Here is a 16,407-nt window from a genome sequence, read left to right on the forward strand (position 1 = left end):
AAGGGCGCCGTCGGGGAAGCTGACGCCACGTCGTGGACCGCCTGCGCCGTTCGTGCCAGCTTGGGTCGGCACAAGGGGGAGGCGCATGGCCGGCAGCCAGGATTTCGCGATCGATCCGCGCAACGAGACGGCGCTGATCTGGTTGAACGGCGCGCTCACGCCGCGCGCCGAAGCCAGGGTGTCGGTGTTCGACGCCGGCTTCGTGCTGGGCGACGGCGTCTGGGAGGGGCTGCGCCTGCATAAGGGGGCGCTGCTGTTCCTCGACGCCCATCTCGACCGGCTGTTCGCCGGCGCGCGGGCCATCGGCCTCGACTTCGGCATGACGCGCGGCCAGGTGGTCGAGGCCCTGGAGGTCGTGCTGGCGGCCAACGGCATGACCGACGGCGTCCATCTGCGCCTGATGGTCACGCGCGGCGAGAAGGCGGCGGCCAACCAGGACCCGCGCAACTGGCTGGGCCGTCCGACCGTGGTGATCGTCGCCGAATGGAAGACGCCCAGTCCGGCCATCGTCACGCGCGGCCTGTCGCTCGCCACGGTGTCGATCCGCTGCACCCCGGCGCACATGTTCGACATGCGGCTGAACTCGCACAGCCGGCTGAACCTGATCCTGGCCCTGCGCGAGGCGATCGCCGCCGGGGCCGACGAGGCGCTGATGCTCGACCCCTCCGGCCTGGTGGCCAGTTGCAACGCCACCAACTTCTTCTGGGTCCGCGAAGGCGAGGTCCGCACCTCGTCCGGCGAGTTCTGCTTCAACGGCGTCACCCGGGCCAACGTCATCGCCCTCTGCCGCGAGCACGGCGTGCCGTTGCAGGTGGGCGACTTCGCCGTCGAGGACGCCCGCGCCGCCGACGAGGCCTTCGTCACCGGCACCTTCGGCGGCCTGACGCCGGTGCGCGAGATCGACGGCCGCGCCCTGCCGCTGGCGCTTCCGGGGCCGACGACGGCGCGGCTGCGCGCGCTCTACGAGGCGCTCAAGGACGCCCAGGCCGCGCGGGGAGGATGACCATGGAAGAGCCGATCCGCATCGCCATGTGGTCGGGGCCGCGCAATGTCTCGACGGCGATGATGCGCGCCTTCGAGAACCGCCCCGACGCCACGGTGGTCGACGAGCCGTTCTACGCCGCCTACCTGGCCGAGACCGGGCTCGACCATCCGATGCGCGAGGCGGTGCTGGAGAGCCAGCCGACCGACTGGCGGGCGGTGGCCCTGACGCTGACCGGTCCCGTCCCCGGCGGGCGGGCGATCCAGTATCAGAAGCACATGACCCACCACATGCTGCCCGGCTTCGGCCTCGGCTGGACGGCGGCGCTGCGCAACGCCTTCCTGATCCGAGCGCCGGAGGCGGTGCTGGCTTCCTACGCCGCCAAGCGCGACGATCCGACCCTGGCCGACATCGGGCTCGAACGGCAGGTCGAGCTGTTCGACCGCGAGTGCCAGCGCCTGGGCGCCGCCCCGCCGGTGGTCGACGGCGGCGACGTGCTGGCCGACCCTCGCGGGACCCTTTCGGCGCTGTGCGCGGCCCTGGGCGTCCCGTTCAGCGAGCGGATGCTGGCCTGGCCCGCGGGGCGTCGCGACACCGACGGGGTATGGGCGCCGGCCTGGTACGACGCCGTCGAACGGTCGACCGGCTTCTCGCCATCGCCGTCGGAGGCGCGGGCTGAACTGCGCGAGGACCTCAAGCCGGTCGCCGACGCCGCCCGCCCGCTCTACGAGCGGCTCGCGGCGTTCCGCCTGCGGGCCTGACCGGGGCGGAACGCCGGGACGGCTATTCGGCCGCCAGCCGCGCGGCCGGAGCCTTGCCCAGGATCATGTCGGCGGCCTTTTCGGCGATCATGATGGTCGGGGCGTTGGTGTTGCCCGACACCAGGCGCGGCATGATCGAGGCGTCGACCACCCGCAGGCCCTCGACGCCGTGGACGCGAAGCTGCGGGTCGACCACGGCCTGGGGGCCATGGCCCATCTGGCAGGTGCCGACCGGGTGGTAGATGGTCGAGCCCGCGCCGCGGGCGTAGTCCAGCAGGGTCTGGTCGCTGGCGAAGGCCGGGCCCGGGTCCATCTCGTGGTCGACATAGCGGGCCAGCGCCGGCTGTTCGGCGATCTTGCGGCCCCACTTCAGCGAGGCCACCGCCACCTCCTGGTCGAGCGGGTCGGACAGGTAGTTGGCGAAGATCGACGGGTAGACCGACGGATCGGGCGATTTGATACGGATGTGGCCCCGGCTTTCCGGCCGCACCTGGCAGGGCGCGATGGTCAGGCCGGGCAGGGCCTCCAGCTCCATCTTCTGTTCGTTGACCAGTTTGTCGACGTCCATGGTCGCCGGCAGGATGTGGAACTGGATGTCGGGCGAGACGAGGTCCGGCCGCGACTTGCAGAACACGGCGATGTGCGCCGCCGACAGGGTGAGCAGGCCCTTGCGCTGGAACAGGAACTTCAGCGTCTCGCCCAGGAAGCGGCCGCCCTTGGTCAGTTCGTTGACCGAGACCACGCCCGCCTTCAGGCGATAGCGCATCGAGATGACGTAGTGGTCCTGCAGGTTCTCGCCGACGCCGGGCAGGTCGGCGACCACCTCGATCCCGTGCTCGCGCAGGAGGTCGCCGGGGCCGACGCCGGACAGTTGCAGCAGTTGCGGCGAGTTGATCGCGCCGCCGGCCAGTATGACCTCGGCCCGGGCCCGCGCCGTGTGCTTGACGCCGCCCTTGCTGTACTCGACGCCGACGGCGCGCTTGCCCTCGAACAGGACGCGGCCGGCCAGGGCGCCCGTCTCGACCCGCAGGTTGGGCCGGCCCATGGCCGGGTGCAGATAGGCCACCGCCGCCGAACACCGCTGGCCGTTCTTGACCGTCAATTGATAGTAGGTCGCGCCTTCCTGCTGCTCACCGTTGACGTCGTCGTTGCGGGGGATGCCCGCCTCGGCGCAGGCCTCGACCACGGCGTCGGACACCGGGTGGGTGGTGGTGACGTCGGAGACGTTCAGCGGGCCGCCGGCGGCGTGCCAGTCGCCGACGCCGCGTCGCTCCTGGTTCTCCGAGCGGCGGAAATAGGGATAGACGTCGTCCCAGCCCCACCCCTCGCAGCCCAGCTGGCGCCAGCCGTCATAGTCGGCGTGCTGGCCGCGGATATAGAGCAGGCCGTTGATCGAGGACGAGCCGCCCAGCACCTTGCCGCGCGGCCACACGTGCTGGCGCCCGCCCGTGCCCGGGTCGGGCTCGGTGGTGTAGAGCCAGTTGACCTTGGGGTCCTTGAGGGTCTGCGAATAGCCGACCGGCACGTGGATCATCAGGTTCGACATGAACTGCGAGGGGTTCTTGGTCGGGCGGTCGTCGCCGCCGGCCTCCAGCAGCAGTACGGTCGTCCGCCCGTCGGCGGTCAGGCGGTCGGCCAGCACGCAGCCGGCCGAGCCGGCGCCGACGATGATGTAGTCGGCCTCGATCGACCCGTTCATTCCATCCTCCCAGATTACGCGTTCGTCGCGCTTATCAATGTTCAGTCGGATAGTGGACCGAAGCGGCCGGCCTTGGAAGGCGCTCTTGACGGCCGTGGCGTCAGGCGGGTTTCATACGGGCGTTTAAGCCCCGGAGGGAGCCCCGCGATGGCCGCGCCGACATTCGAGACCCTGCTCTATGACGTCGAGGACGGGATCGCCACGATCACCCTCAACCGTCCCGACCGGATGAACGCCTTCACCAGCGGCATGATGCTCGACCTCATCGCCGCCTTCAACGCCACCGACGCCGACGACGCGGTCAAGGCGGTGATCGTCACCGGGGCGGGCAGGGCGTTCTGCGCGGGGGCCGACCTGGGCCAGGCCGGCGGCGACACCTTCAACTACGCCCAGCGCGGCGACGGCGCCCGCGAGGAAGCCAAGGTCGGCGGCGTCTACCGCGACGGCGGCGGGCGCGTCGCCCTGCGCATCTTCGACAGCCTGAAGCCGGTGATCGCCGCGGTGAACGGGGCGGCTGTCGGCGTCGGCGTCACCATGCAGCTGCCGATGGACATCCGCATCGCCTCGACCGACGCCAAGTTCGGCTTCGTCTTCGCGCGGCGGGGCATCACGCCGGAGGCGGCTTCGTCCTGGTTCCTGCCGCGGCTGGTCGGGGTGTCGACCGCCCTGGAGTGGAGCTACACCGGCAAGGTGTTCCCGGCCGCCGAGGCCCAGGAACGGGGACTGGTCCGCTCGGTGCACGCCCCCGACGAACTGCTGCGGGCCGCGCAGGCCATCTGCCGCGAGATCATCGACAACACCGCGCCGGTGTCGATCGCCCTGACCCGCCAGATGATGTGGCGCAACCTCGGGGCGGCGCACCCCATGGACGCCCACAGGGTCGACAGCCGGGCCATCCAGTCCCGCGGGGCGTCCGGCGACGCCAAGGAGGGGGTCGGCGCCTTCCTGGAGAAGCGGCCGCCCGCCTATCCGAACCGGGTGTCGGCGGACCTGCCGGACATCTGGCCGGAATGGAGCCCGCCGGAATTCCGATAAGTCTTCGCGTTCTCTGAAACAGTAATCGTGACGCTCTCGCGCGCAGGTGTGAATTGCCTCCTGCGCGCGATGTGTCATGCTCGGTCCCGTCAGGAGGTCCGTCAGAGACCTCCAGGAGGATTCGACATGATGGAACGTGTTGGCAGCTGGACGCTGGCGCTAACTCTGGTCGCCCTTCTGCTTTTTGAGGCGTGGCAGGTATTTTTCTGGCTCAATCCAAATCCGGTGTTCGGCCTGATCGCCGCCCGCTCGGGCGTCGGCCTGTTCGAACCGGTGATGCGGTATGTCACGGGCGCGGCCGAAGTGGTCGCGGCCGCGCTGCTGCTCTATCCCCGGACCCGGTCGCGGGGGGCGATGCTGGCCCTGCTGATCGTCGTCGGGGCGCTGGCCATGCACCTGAGCCCGTGGCTGGGCGTGCAGGTTCCCGACCTGACCCGCACCTCGGCGGCGCTCGCCCAGGGCAAGACCGCCATGGAGATCGCCGCCATGAACCTGCCGACGGACAAGGGAGCGATGTTCCTGCTCGCCCTGGCCATCGGCCTGATCTCGGTGGGCTCCATAGCCATGGAGCGGGCCAAGGTCCACGCCCTGGCGCCCAAGCCCAAGCGGCCGGCCGGGGCCTTCGCCTGACGGCGGCCGGTTCGGCGAACACCCGGGGTTAACCTGGGGTTTGCTATAAGACGGACGGCCCTTACCGGGCCGCCCGTGAACCTGCGCCTTCGCCGGCGCTCCGATGATCTGCGGCCAGCCGGAAGGGCCTGCCGGATGTGCGTCTCTCCCCGATGACCGAGCTTTCCACTCTCGCCGACCGCGTCCCGCCGGTCTCGCGCGCCAGGGCGGCGCTGTTCAAGCGGCTGGCCGATCTGGTCTGCCTGCCGGCCAGCCGGGTGAACGTCTTCGAGCGCAGCATCGTCGCCGACCTGCTGATCGAGTTGTTGCGCGAGGCGACCCCCGACGAGCGTCGCCGGGTGGCGCGGCGGCTGTCGGTGCTCAGCGAACTGCCGGCCATGCTGGCGCGGCTGCTGCTGCGCGACGAGATTTCGGTCGCCGCCGCCCTGATCGAGGACTGCCCGGCCCTGCGCGACGTCGACCTGGTCGACTGCGCCCGCATGGGCGCCGCCGAGCACCGGCGGTTGATCGCCCAGCGTCGGGGGGTGTCGGAAGTGGTCGCCGACGCCCTGATCGAGACCGGCGACCTGTCGGCGCTCGAGGTGCTGCTGCGCAACGACCTCGCGCGCCTGTCGCCGGCCGGGACGGAGCGGGTGGTCGCCCTGACGCGCGACGCCCCCCGCCTCATCGGCCCCCTGCTGCGCCGTCCCGAGCTGAGGCCTTCGCAGGCCTATGTGCTGTTCTGGTGGGCCGACGCGGACGCGCGCCGCGCCGTGCTCCAGCGGTTCGCGGTCTCCCGCGAGGTGCTGCAGGACGCGGTGGGCGACATCTTCGCCATGGCCGCCGCCGAAGGATGGAGCGACCCGCTCTCGCGCAAGGCCTTGCAGTTCATCGAGCGTCGCCAGCGCAATCGCGCGGCGATCGACAAGAGCCCCTTCGCCAGCCTCGACGACGCGGTGACGGCCGCGGGCCGGGGAATGACGCGCGAGATCGCCGAGGAGATCTCGTATCTGTCGGGGCTCAAGCCGGCCACGGGCGCCAAGATCATGGCCGACATCGGCGGCGAGCCGCTGGCGGTGCTGTGCAAGGCCGTCGGGTTGCCGCGCGCCGCCTTGCTCGACCTGTGGCGCGGGCTGCGGCGCCCGGAGGTCGACGCGGCGGGCGCGCCGGCGCCGGCCCTGGCCCGCGTGCTCGAAGTGTTCGACATCATCGCGGTCGACCGGGCCCAGACTGTCCTGCGTTATTGGAACTGGTCGCTGTCTTCGGCGCTGACGCCGGCCTTGATCAAGGCGCTTCGGGAAGGCGACGAGGGGGCTGTGGACGAATACTCGCCGCCGCAGCGGGCGGCTATGCTCGTCATGTCGAGCGATTTCGGCCGCTGAGCCTGACTGGGGCGGCGCGAACGCTTCGCGGCTTAGTTGTGTCGTTCCCTGGGCATGTTGTCGAAAATGTTCGCGAAAGCGCTGTGTTCGCTGAGCGCATCACGTGACTTCTTCATTACAAAGATCAAACTGGGCCGATTTTATTGGGCCAACACTGTTGTTTTCTGTGAAAACCCACTATATGCAGCTATAATTCATTCAGAAGAATCGGCGCTGCGCTCGGGGGCGTTGGCGGCGGCAGGCAAAGAAGATCATGGACGACAAATCCGAAATCATCGAGATGACTGCGGACATCGTGTCCGCCTATGTGGGCAACAACTCTGTGGTGGCGGGCGATCTTCCTGCCCTGATCCAGAGCGTTCACCGTGCGCTCTCCACGGTGTCCGGCGCGCCCGAGGCCGTTGAAGTCGCGCCGAAGGAACCGGCGGTTCCGGTGAAGCGCTCGATCACGCCGGACTATCTGATCTGCTTGGAGGACGGCCGCAAGTTCAAGTCGCTCAAGCGGCACCTGCGCACCAAGTACAATATGAGTCCTGAAGACTACCGGGCCAAGTGGGCGCTGCCCAAGGACTACCCGATGGTCGCGCCGAACTATGCTCGCGCCCGGTCTGACCTGGCCAAGCAGATGGGCCTGGGCCAGGGCGGCCGTCAGGCGACCAAGAAGGCGCGCTGATCCCATCCGCATCGCATCGCTGCGAAGCCGCGACGCCCGCTGTCTCCGGACGGCGGGCGTCGTCGTATCCGGGTCCCGACATTTCGTGTCCTGATTGACTCGGCCTACATAATCTTGAGATCGGCCGCGTTTTTCCCCTTGCCAGCGAATCGGCAGTTAAGGGATAGTGAATCATCGTGATTCCAAGGGGTTGTTAAGGAATCCGGAGATGACGATGCAGATGGGGGCGCCCGCCACCGCGGTGCGGGCACATGAAGAGCTCTTCGCCTACTGGGCGTCCTTGCGCGAGGGCGGGCGGCTGCCCGCGCGCGCTCACATCCAGCCCGATCACTTCAAGCGCCATCTGCCCACCATCAGCCTGATCGACGTGCGGTCGGGAGAGGGCCTGCACCGCTTCGACTATCGCCTGCGGCTGGCCGGGACCGGGCTCTACGGGGTCTATGGCCGCGAGATCACGGGGCGCGGCCTCGCCGATGTCTACAGCGCTCCGGCGGCGGACTACTGGCGCGGCGAGCTCGACAAGGTGGTCGAGCAGCGCAGGCCCGGCGTCGGCGTGCACAGCCTGGCCTGGCGCGGCGCCAACCATCTCTCGCTGCTGTGGCTGCGCCTGCCGCTGGCCTCCAACGGCCGCGACGTCGACATGATCCTCGGCTACGACGCGCTGATCGGCTTCCAGGGATCGGCAAACCCCACCGGCATCCGCGCCGCCTGAGGCCGGTCCCGGGCGAGCGGCGTCAGCTCGCCGCCTCGGCGTCCTTGCGGATGCGTCCCACCATCGAGAACAGTCCGTTGGACCGCTGCGCCGACAGCGCGCCGGCCAGGCCCAGCGCCTCGAACGCGGCCTTGGCGTCGAACGCCAGGATCTCGGCCGGCCGGCGTCCGGAATAGAGCTTCAGCAGGATGGCGATCAGGCCCCGCACGATGTGGGCGTCGGAATCGCCGCGAAACCGCAAGAGCCCGTCGGGGCCGGTCTCGGTGACCAGCCAGACCTGGCTGGCGCAGCCGCGCACCTTGTTGGCGTCGTCGTGTTCGGCGTCGCTCAGCGGCGTCAGGTCGCGCCCCAGCTCGATGACGTAGCGGTAGCGTTCCTCCCAATCGCCCAGGAGTTCGAATTCCGCCGCCAGATCGTCCAAGGTCTGTTGCATGGACAGGGCGGGCGCCGCGATGTGATCTGCCAGGGCCATGCCCTGCACTTAGGGGTTCGCCCCCCCGCTGACAATGCGGTTCGGTCAGGCCGCCGGCAGGCGCACCTTGGCGACCAGCCCGCGCCCGGGCTCGCAGCGCAGGGCGAGGCCGCCGCCCTGGGCGGCGCAAAGCTGATCGGCGATAGGCAAGCCCAGCCCCGCGCCCTGGGTGCGCCGCGTCAGGGCGTTTTCCCCCTGCTCGAACGGACGCATCAGGCGGGGGATGTCGTCGGGGTCGACGCCCTTGCCCTCGTCCTCGATCTCGATCTCGACCACGCCGCTGCGCCGGTGCGCGCGCAGGCGAACGGTCCCGCCGTCCGGCGAGAAAGCGAAGGCGTTCTGCAGCAGGGCCCCGAGCACGGTGCGCAGGGCGCGGTGGTCGGCGACGACCGGCGGCAAGGCGGCGGTCGGCCCTTCGACCTGCAGCCGCACGCCGCGCGGTTCGACGGCCAAGGCCTCCAGAGCGTCGTTCACCGCGTCGTCGAGGTTCTGGACGACGCAGTCGAGATCGGCCGCGCCGCTCTCCAGGCGGATGATCTCCAGGACCTGATTGACCAGGGCCAGCATCTTCAAGCCGCTTTCGCGGACCAGATCGGCGTATTCGCGATACTGCGGCGCGCCCAGCGGGCCGTAGAGTTCGCAGGCGATGATCTCGGAAAAGCCGATGATCGAGTTCAGCGGAGTGCGAAGCTCATGGCTGACCATCCGCAGGAAGGAGCGCCTGGCGTCCTCGAGCGTGGCGACCCCGCGCCGGGATATCGTTCCCGGCGGCGTGGGCGGAACCGCCGACGGGCGGGGCGGTATGGACTGTGCCGCCTGCGGCATGAGGAAACGGTCTCGCGGTGACTGACAAGCGGGACATCCTGTCGCAACGCGCTTACGAATCCGTTTCCACGCGCGCTGGGCGCCCATTCTGGGTCGCCCGGCAGGCGAGCGGCCTCGCTACGGCCGCGTCGAGGGGCTAGCTTTTTCATCTAGCCCGTCGATTCTCGCCAAGGAGTCCAGTGAGCGGACCCGCCGAACATGTTCCCGCCGCGCCTGCATCTCGGACCGCCGTCGAGCGGGACGCGGTGTTGTGGTGGCATGGAGGCTGGGCGGCGGCGCTGCTGGTGTCCGGCGCGGCCCTGAGCGCCTTTCTGGGCCTGGCGCGCGAGCCGGCCCTGGCGATCCTGGCCGGGATCGCGCCGGCGCTGGCCGCGTTCGGGTTGATGCTGCGCGACGGCCCGCGCGAGCGCGCCGCCTTGCTGGCCCTGTGGGCGGTCGCGGCGGTGGCCGCCTGTGTGCTGACGGGCGGGATCACCGGGCCGCTGGCGGCCTGGTGCCTGGCGCCGGTGGCGGCGGCGACGCTGCTGGGCGGGGCCAGCCTGCTGGCCGAGGCCGCCGCGGTCGGCCTGCTGGCCGCGGCCCTGGCGGCGGTGGCCCAGATCGCCGGCGCGACCGGACCGCAGCCCACGCCGGGCGCGGCCTTCTGGCTGGCCATCACCAGCATGACCACGACGGCGGTGGGGCTGGGCGCGGGCCTGCTGTTGTCGCGCCGCGCCGTGCTGCGGGCCCGGGCGGTCGACGCCGCCGGTCAGCAGGCCCTGGCGGCGCTGCTGACCGAACAGCCGCATCTGGTGCTGGTGCTCGCCGCCGACGGCCAGGTCGAGGCCGCGTTCGGTCAGGCGCCCGACAGGATCGATCCGGACCAGCTCCGCGCGCGGGGCCTGCTGGCCATCGCCCACGCGCCCGACCGGCCCGGCCTGCAGGCCGCGCTGCGCAGGGCCGAGCTTGACGGCGAGGGACGCGCCGGCTTTTCGCCCGCCGACGCCCTGCACCACCACGCGATCCTGGACGTTCGGCGCGCGGCCGACGGACGGCTGGTCGGGGTGCTGCGCGACGCCGGCCTGGAGCACGCCCGCGAAGCTTCGCTGGAGCAGGCCCGCCAGGACGCCGAGGCCCTCAACGCCGGCAAGTCGCGCTTCCTGGCCAATATGAGCCATGAGCTGCGCACGCCGCTGAACGCCATCATGGGCTTCTCGGACATCATGCGGTCGCGCATGTTCGGCGAGCTGCCCGGCAAATATGTGGAATACGCCGAGCTGATCCATGAATCGGGCCGGCATCTGCTCGATCTCATCAACGACGTGCTCGACATGTCCAAGATCGAGGCGGCGCGCTACGAGCTGGCGCGCGAGGTGTTCGACGCGCGCGAACCGGTCTCGGCCGCCCTGCGGCTGATGCGGCTTCAGGCCGACGAGGCGGGCGTCCAGCTGCGCGGCATGCTGCCGGGCGCGCCGCTGGAGGTCGACGCCGACCGCCGCGCGCTCAAGCAGATCGTCCTCAACCTGGTCTCCAACGCCCTGAAGTTCACGCCCAAGGGCGGCTCGGTGACGGTGAGCGGCCAGGCGGTGGAGGGGATGCTGGAAATCACCGTCGCCGACACCGGCGTCGGCATTCCGCCCGAGGACGTGGAACGGCTGGGACGGCCCTACGAGCAGGCCGGCGGCGCGGACCAGAAGGCGCGGGGCACGGGGCTCGGCCTGTCGCTGGTGCGGGCCTTCGCCGAACTGCATGGCGGCGACATGGGCATCGAGAGCCGGCTGGGCGAGGGCACGGCGGTGATGGTGCGCCTGCCGGTGCTGGCGGCCCAGGCCGGCGGCCGGGCCTCGACCGGCAACGTCATCGCCTTCAACCCTCAGCGCTGACCGGCGCCGTCCCCGGCGGCCAGGAACGCCGTTCCCGCCGCGAAGTCGCCGACCTCGACAAAGGCCGTGCGCGTGCGGTCGCCTTCGAACAGGAACTCCACGGCGACGGCCTCGCGCGGGTCCAGCGTCGCCAGCGCCGCCGCGCCCTGGGCCGGAAAGCGGAAGGCGTCGGCCGCCCGCGCGCCGGCGGGGCGCAGGTCGGTCCCGGCGACGCTGCGGGCCTCGGCCGTGAAGGTCTGGGTGGCCGACGGCGGCGGCAGGCGGGCGGAAAGGGGCCCCGATCCGCCCTGCGGCAGGTAGGGCTCGGACGTCCGCCGGGGGTCGCGGGCCACCAGCCTCGCCGCGTAGGGACGGGCGCCGTCGGCGAACACCGCCACGGCCATCAGCGCGTCGCGCCGTCCGCGCCCGGCCAGGCCGAAGGTCATCGCGTCGGCGCCGAAGGCGGCGGACTGCCGGAGCCGCCAGGCGACCGGCCCGTCCGGCGCCGGTCGAACGGCCGTCCAGCCGCGGCTGGCGCCGGGAAGGTCGAGGCGGGGCATGCGGCCATAGGCGGCGAAGGCGGCGCGCACGCGGTCGGCGGCGGTGCGGATGTCCGTCGAGGCGCAATCGGCGGCGGCGATCTTGGCGGTTGCGCGGGCCGACACCTGGGCGAGCTGGTCGGGCGAGGCGCCGCCGCGCAGGGCCGCGCCCCGGGCCTGAGCCCGCGCGGCCGTCAGGGCCAAAGCCACGGGCGGGGCGAACAGGCCGCAGCGACGGTCGGCTTCCGTCATCGCCGTGCGTTCGTAATAGGCGCCGACCGCATCGGCCCGGGCGACGGCCGGGGCGGCGAGGACGCCGCAGGCGGCGATCAGCAGGCTGGAAACCCGGCGCGGCATGGGTGATCTCGCATTCGCTTCCGACACGGCCTAATAGGAAGGGTCTTTCCGCCGGGTTATCGACCGGCGTTTCGCCGGCGGTTCCGGGAGCGCGGCCTTTGATCCTCTCCACCGACATCTGGGTCGGCGCCCTCATCCGCCGCGCCGAGCAGGGCGGGGCGTTCGCCGCCGTGCTGCGCAAGGGCGACGCGCGGGCCGGGGCCGTGCTGATCAAGGTGCTCGACCGGCGGGCCGGGATCGCGCGCCTCTACGCCGAGGCCACGCGCGGCGACGGCGAACGGGTGTGGATGCAGCCGGTGGCTTCCGAGGCCGAGGCCGATCTCGACGCCTACGCCGAGCGGTCGGCCCGCATCGATCCGGATGTGTGGGTGGTCGAGATCGACGATCGCGAGGGGCGGCATTTCCTCGTCGAGCCTGTCGAAAATCGTTAACCGCTTTCCTAAACCGCGTCGAAAGCGCGACGCGTCACTCTGGCGTCTTGGAGTTTTCGCCCCGGTACGGACGGCCAGCGCCTATGCTTTTTCTGTTGAACGACGTGATCTTGAACGTGTCGAGCCAGTCGGCCGCCCCTCCGTCCAGGGTGCGCGAGTTCCAGACGCTCGACCTGGCCTTCGTCAAGAAGCTGGGCGCGGAGATCTTCGCCGAGGAGCCGCTGCTGCATCGGGTGGATCGTCCCCGGGCGGAACGGCTGGCCCTGCTGATCGCGGCCAAGGCCCCGCAGATCAATGCGGCGCTGTTCGTGTCGCCTGGCAGGAACTGCCCTCCGGATCAGGTGACGATCCGTTTCGCGCAGGTGGGCATCGAGATCATCAGCGATCTCTACATGCGGCAGAAGAACGACAGCCTGACGACCCTTTACGCCGACAGGCAGGTCTGGCGGCGTCTGGCCGCCTGAGCGAGGCCACGGCCCGCCTGGTCAGAAGACCAGGTCGAAAGCCATGTGGATGATGAAGGCGATCCCGAACATGCCGGCGAACACCAGGGCGGCGGCCGCCAGGATGGGAACGCAGGACGCTTCCGACCGGAACCGTTGAACATCAAGCAGGGCCATACTTCGTTTCCTCCTTTACGACCGCTTCGCTCTCTAGGGCGAAACATCCCGCATGACGGAATCATGACTCGATAACGTCTGAACGGCTAGTCCGTTTCGTTGATCAAGAGCGCCCTGGACGCCGTTTCAACCCTCGCGTTAGTCTGGGACGACCTGGGGGAACGGAAATGGGCGGTCGGAAGATCGGGGCGGAGCGGATCTGGCTGGCCTTTCTCGCGGCGGCGCTGGCCCTGGCGTCGGCCGTTCCGGCGCAGGCGCGCTGGCTAAGGGCCGAAAGCGCGCGCTTCGTCATCTACAGCGACGGCGCGGAGCGCCAGCTGCGCGACTACGCGATGAAGCTAGAGGATTTCGACGGGGTCCTCAGGCTGTTCCACGGCCTGCCGGCCGACGCGCCGCCGCCGCGCAAACTCGACATCTACCTCGCCAGCGGCCGCGGACAGATCTTGGAGCTTTTCCCAAAGGCCCCGCAGAATCTCGCCGGTTTCTATGCGGCGCAGACCGAGGACATCTTCGCCGTCGCATCCCGGGAGAGCTTTTCCGACCTGGGCCGGGACGAAGTCATCTTCCACGAGTACACCCATCACTTCACGCAACAGTACTTTCCCTACGGCTATCCCAGCTGGCTGATGGAGGGGTGGGCGGAGTATTTCGCGCCGACCGAAATCCTCACGGACAGGATCAATGTCGGCAAGTACAGCCGCAACCGGGCCTACACCCTGGTGGCCGGCTCGTGGCTGCCGCTGTCGGAGCTGCTGCGCAAGCGGGCGTTCGAAGTGTCGGCGTCGCAACGGTCGGCTTTCTACGCCGAGGCCTGGCTTATGGTGCACTACATGTTGAACGATCCGGGCCGCAAGCGGCAGCTCGACGCCTATGTGAAGGCGGTCGGGGCCGGCGCCGACCCGGTGCGCGCCATGGAGACCGCGACGGGCGCGAACTTGAAGGCCCTCGACGGCCAGCTGCGCGCCTACGAAACCAAGCCCATCGCCTACAACCGCCTGACACGTAAGGACCATGTCGACGCCGAGGTGAAGATCACCGCCTTGCCGCCTTCGGCGGATGCTCTGCTTCTCGTCGGTCAGCGGCTCAAGTCGGGGCGGGTCGAGAAGGGCGACGAGGCGGAGCTGCTCAAGACCGTCCGCGCGGCCGCCGCCAAGTTCCCGGGAGACCGGTTGGCCGAAACGGTCTTGGCGCGCGCGGAGATCGACTTCGGCGACCGGGCCGCCGGAGAGGCCATCCTCCAGCGGCGCCTGGCCGGCGACGGCGACGATGTCGAACTGCTGACCATGCTGGCGGCCAGCCGTCTGGCCGCAGGCCAGAAGGACCCAGGCCGCCGCGCCGCGCTGTTCGCCGAGGCCCGGTCGCTGCTTGGCCGCGCCTTCAAGGTCGATCCCGATCGCTATCAGACCCTTTACGCCTACGCCGTCGCCCGCTCGGCCGATCCCGGCTATCCTTCCGACAACACGCTCGACGTCCTGCGGACGGCCCATCGCCTCGCGCCGCAGGTGGACGCGATCTCGTTCCGGACCGCGGCGGCGTTGATGCGGCGAAAGCAGTTCGAAGAAGCGACGATCCTGCTGACCGTGCTGGCCAACGATCCGCATGGCGGCGATCTCGCCGATCGTTCGCGCAAGATGCTGGTCGAGGCCGCCGCCAAGCGCCCGCCCACCGACGCGGCGACGGCCGCCGCCTCCGGCGACGCGCCGGGGTGACAAGGCCCCGGCGGCGCGCTACCCCGCGCGCATGAGCACCCATTCCCCCGCCGCCGAGGCTGCGCGTCGGCGCACCTTCGCCATCATCAGCCACCCTGACGCCGGCAAGACCACCCTGACCGAGAACCTGCTGCTGTCGGGCGGGGCGATCCGCGCGGCCGGCGCGGTGCGCGCGCGCGGCCAGACCCGCCGCACCCAGTCGGACTGGATGAAGATCGAGCGCGAGCGCGGCATCTCGGTCTCGGCCAGCGTGATGACCTTCGACCACGAAGGGCTGATGTTCAACCTGCTCGACACGCCGGGCCACGAGGACTTCTCGGAGGACACCTACCGCACCCTGACCGCCGCCGACGCCGCCATCATGGTGCTGGACGCGGCCAAGGGCATCGAGCCGCAGACCTTGAAGCTGTTCGAGGTCTGCCGCCTGCGCGACATCCCGATCATCACCTTCATCAACAAGATGGACCGCGAGGCGCAGGACCCGTTCGAGCTGCTCGACGAGATCGCCTCGAAGCTGGCCCTCGATCCGGCGCCGCTCTACTGGCCGGCCGGTTCGGGCGGGCGGTTCAAGGGCATGCTCGACCTGCGCGGCGGCAGGTTCATTCCCTTCGCCAAGAAGTCCTCGACCGACGACGAGGGCCATCCGCCGGCCGTCGCCTTCAACTCCAACGCCATCGTCCAGTACCTCGACCCCGAGGAGCAGGCCGAGGTCGAGGAGGGGGCCATGCTGGTGCAGGAGGCCGGCAAGCCGTTCGACGTACGGTCGTTCCTTGAGGGCCACATGACGCCGGTGTTCTTCGGCTCGGCCCTGCGCCACTTCGGCGTCGACCAACTGCTGGAGGGCATCGGCGCCTACGCCCCGGCGCCCAAGCCGGTGGCGGCCGAGCGCGGCGGCGAGCCGACCCATGTCGCCCCGGGCGAGCCGGAGGTCAGCGGTTTCGTGTTCAAGGTCCAGGCCAATATGGACCCCAACCACCGCGACCGCATCGCCTTCGTCAAACTGGTCTCGGGCAAGTTCCAGCGCGGCATGAAGCTGAAGGTGCAGAACACCGGCAAGCAATTGTCGATCAACGCGCCGATCATGTTCTTCGCCTCCGACCGCGAACTGGCGGAAGAGGCGTTCGGCGGCGACGTCATCGGCATTCCCAACCACGGGGTGCTGCGCGTCGGCGACAGCCTGTCCGAAACCGGGACCGTGCGCTATTCGGGCCTTCCCAACTTCGCCCCGGAAATCCTGCGCCGCGTGCGGGTCAAGGACCCGCTGAAGGCCAAGCACCTGAAGAAGGCGCTGGAAGGCCTGGCGGAGGAGGGTGTGACCCAGCTGTTCCGCCCCCAGATCGGCTCGGACTTCATCGTCGGCGCCGTCGGCCAGCTGCAGTTCGAGGTCATGGCCGACCGGCTGTCCAACGAATACAATCTGGATTGCGTGTTCGAGGCCGCGCCCTACGCCGAAGCCCGCTGGCTCGGCGGCGCGAAGGCCGACATCGAGGACTTCTCCGGCAAGCACCGCACGGCCATGGCCGAGGACATCGACGGCCAGCCGGTGTTCCTGGCCAAGTCGTCGTGGGAGATCGGCTATGTCGGCGAGCGGTTCCCCAAGATCGCCTTCCAGCGGACCAAGGAACGCGGCTGACGGCGGGGAGGGCCAGGCCGGCGGGCGCGGCGGAACGCCCTTGCCTGGAATGCGGCCCGACCTTCGGCGCGCCGACTTGACGCCAGGTCAGCCTTGCCTGGCGTCGTGATCGTGCCAGGCTGCGGGC

Annotated in this window: 17 protein-coding genes; 12 read left to right on the forward strand and 5 right to left on the reverse strand. The window is 70.1% G+C overall.

The window, feature by feature from the left end:
• Positions 1-85: 85 nt before the first annotated feature.
• Complete coding sequence (locus C5708_RS12805) at positions 86-1,003, forward strand: aminotransferase class IV (RefSeq protein WP_242921694.1); 918 nt, start codon at positions 86-88, stop codon at positions 1,001-1,003.
• A gap of 2 nt (positions 1,004-1,005) precedes the next feature.
• A complete protein-coding gene (locus C5708_RS12810) occupies positions 1,006-1,743 on the forward strand; it encodes a sulfotransferase (protein WP_242921696.1) in 738 nt (245 codons plus the stop codon).
• A 22-nt stretch (positions 1,744-1,765) separates the two neighbouring features.
• Here the strand turns inward: C5708_RS12810 and C5708_RS12815 are convergent, their stop codons facing one another.
• Positions 1,766-3,442 (reverse strand): choline dehydrogenase, encoded by a 1,677-nt coding sequence (locus C5708_RS12815; RefSeq protein WP_242921698.1) that lies wholly within the window; start codon positions 3,440-3,442, stop codon positions 1,766-1,768.
• Positions 3,443-3,589: 147 nt separating this feature from the next.
• On the opposite strand from C5708_RS12815, the gene C5708_RS12820 reads away from it, so the two are divergent.
• The 5 genes from C5708_RS12820 to C5708_RS12840 all read left to right on the forward strand — a co-directional run bounded on the left by C5708_RS12820 (position 3,590) and on the right by C5708_RS12840 (position 7,853).
• On the forward strand, positions 3,590-4,477 hold the full coding sequence (locus tag C5708_RS12820; RefSeq protein WP_242921700.1) for a crotonase/enoyl-CoA hydratase family protein: 888 nt from the start codon (positions 3,590-3,592) through the stop codon (positions 4,475-4,477).
• 126 nt (positions 4,478-4,603) lie between these two features.
• The gene (locus tag C5708_RS12825; protein WP_242921702.1) at positions 4,604-5,107 is read left to right on the forward strand and encodes a hypothetical protein; all 504 of its coding nucleotides are present in this window, start codon (positions 4,604-4,606) and stop codon (positions 5,105-5,107) included.
• Positions 5,108-5,259: 152 nt separating this feature from the next.
• On the forward strand, positions 5,260-6,468 hold the full coding sequence (locus C5708_RS12830; protein WP_242921872.1) for a DUF2336 domain-containing protein: 1,209 nt from the start codon (positions 5,260-5,262) through the stop codon (positions 6,466-6,468).
• A gap of 253 nt (positions 6,469-6,721) precedes the next feature.
• Positions 6,722-7,141, forward strand: coding sequence for a MucR family transcriptional regulator (locus C5708_RS12835; RefSeq protein ID WP_242921704.1), 420 nt, complete (start codon positions 6,722-6,724; stop codon positions 7,139-7,141).
• Positions 7,142-7,349: 208 nt separating this feature from the next.
• Positions 7,350-7,853 carry a PAS domain-containing protein gene (locus tag C5708_RS12840; RefSeq protein WP_242921706.1) on the forward strand — a complete coding sequence of 168 codons (504 nt, stop codon included), beginning with the start codon at positions 7,350-7,352 and terminating at the stop codon, positions 7,851-7,853.
• A gap of 22 nt (positions 7,854-7,875) precedes the next feature.
• Here C5708_RS12840 and C5708_RS12845 read toward each other — a convergent pair whose 3' ends face one another.
• Both C5708_RS12845 and C5708_RS12850 read right to left on the reverse strand, forming a co-directional pair.
• Complete coding sequence (locus C5708_RS12845; protein ID WP_242921874.1) at positions 7,876-8,286, reverse strand: SufE family protein; 411 nt, start codon at positions 8,284-8,286, stop codon at positions 7,876-7,878.
• 84 nt (positions 8,287-8,370) lie between these two features.
• Entirely contained in the window at positions 8,371-9,150 is a 780-nt protein-coding gene (locus C5708_RS12850; protein ID WP_242921708.1) for a HAMP domain-containing sensor histidine kinase, read from the reverse strand.
• 179 nt (positions 9,151-9,329) lie between these two features.
• On the opposite strand from C5708_RS12850, the gene C5708_RS12855 reads away from it, so the two are divergent.
• Positions 9,330-11,012 carry a HAMP domain-containing sensor histidine kinase gene (locus C5708_RS12855; RefSeq protein WP_347567019.1) on the forward strand — a complete coding sequence of 561 codons (1,683 nt, stop codon included), beginning with the start codon at positions 9,330-9,332 and terminating at the stop codon, positions 11,010-11,012.
• On the opposite strand, the gene C5708_RS12860 is transcribed toward C5708_RS12855, so the two are convergent.
• Positions 11,003-11,887 (reverse strand): hypothetical protein, encoded by an 885-nt coding sequence (locus tag C5708_RS12860; protein WP_242921710.1) that lies wholly within the window; start codon positions 11,885-11,887, stop codon positions 11,003-11,005. The two genes, C5708_RS12855 and C5708_RS12860, sit on opposite strands and share 10 nt — an antisense overlap.
• 98 nt (positions 11,888-11,985) lie before the next feature.
• On the opposite strand from C5708_RS12860, the gene C5708_RS12865 reads away from it, so the two are divergent.
• Positions 11,986-12,318 carry a DUF1491 family protein gene (locus tag C5708_RS12865; protein WP_242921712.1) on the forward strand — a complete coding sequence of 111 codons (333 nt, stop codon included), beginning with the start codon at positions 11,986-11,988 and terminating at the stop codon, positions 12,316-12,318.
• Between the two features lie 83 nt (positions 12,319-12,401).
• Complete coding sequence (locus tag C5708_RS12870; protein WP_242921714.1) at positions 12,402-12,782, forward strand: hypothetical protein; 381 nt, start codon at positions 12,402-12,404, stop codon at positions 12,780-12,782.
• A gap of 21 nt (positions 12,783-12,803) precedes the next feature.
• On the opposite strand, the gene C5708_RS19455 is transcribed toward C5708_RS12870, so the two are convergent.
• Complete coding sequence (locus C5708_RS19455; protein WP_278253948.1) at positions 12,804-12,938, reverse strand: hypothetical protein; 135 nt, start codon at positions 12,936-12,938, stop codon at positions 12,804-12,806.
• 167 nt (positions 12,939-13,105) lie between these two features.
• Between C5708_RS19455 and C5708_RS12875 the strand changes: the two genes are divergently transcribed.
• A complete protein-coding gene (locus C5708_RS12875) occupies positions 13,106-14,647 on the forward strand; it encodes a DUF1570 domain-containing protein (protein WP_242921716.1) in 1,542 nt (513 codons plus the stop codon).
• 31 nt (positions 14,648-14,678) lie between these two features.
• Entirely contained in the window at positions 14,679-16,280 is a 1,602-nt protein-coding gene (locus C5708_RS12880) for a peptide chain release factor 3 (RefSeq protein WP_242921718.1), read from the forward strand.
• Positions 16,281-16,407 lie beyond the last annotated feature (127 nt).

This window comes from Caulobacter sp. CCUG 60055, from assembly GCF_022750545.1.
Classification (GTDB): domain Bacteria; phylum Pseudomonadota; class Alphaproteobacteria; order Caulobacterales; family Caulobacteraceae; genus PUIC01.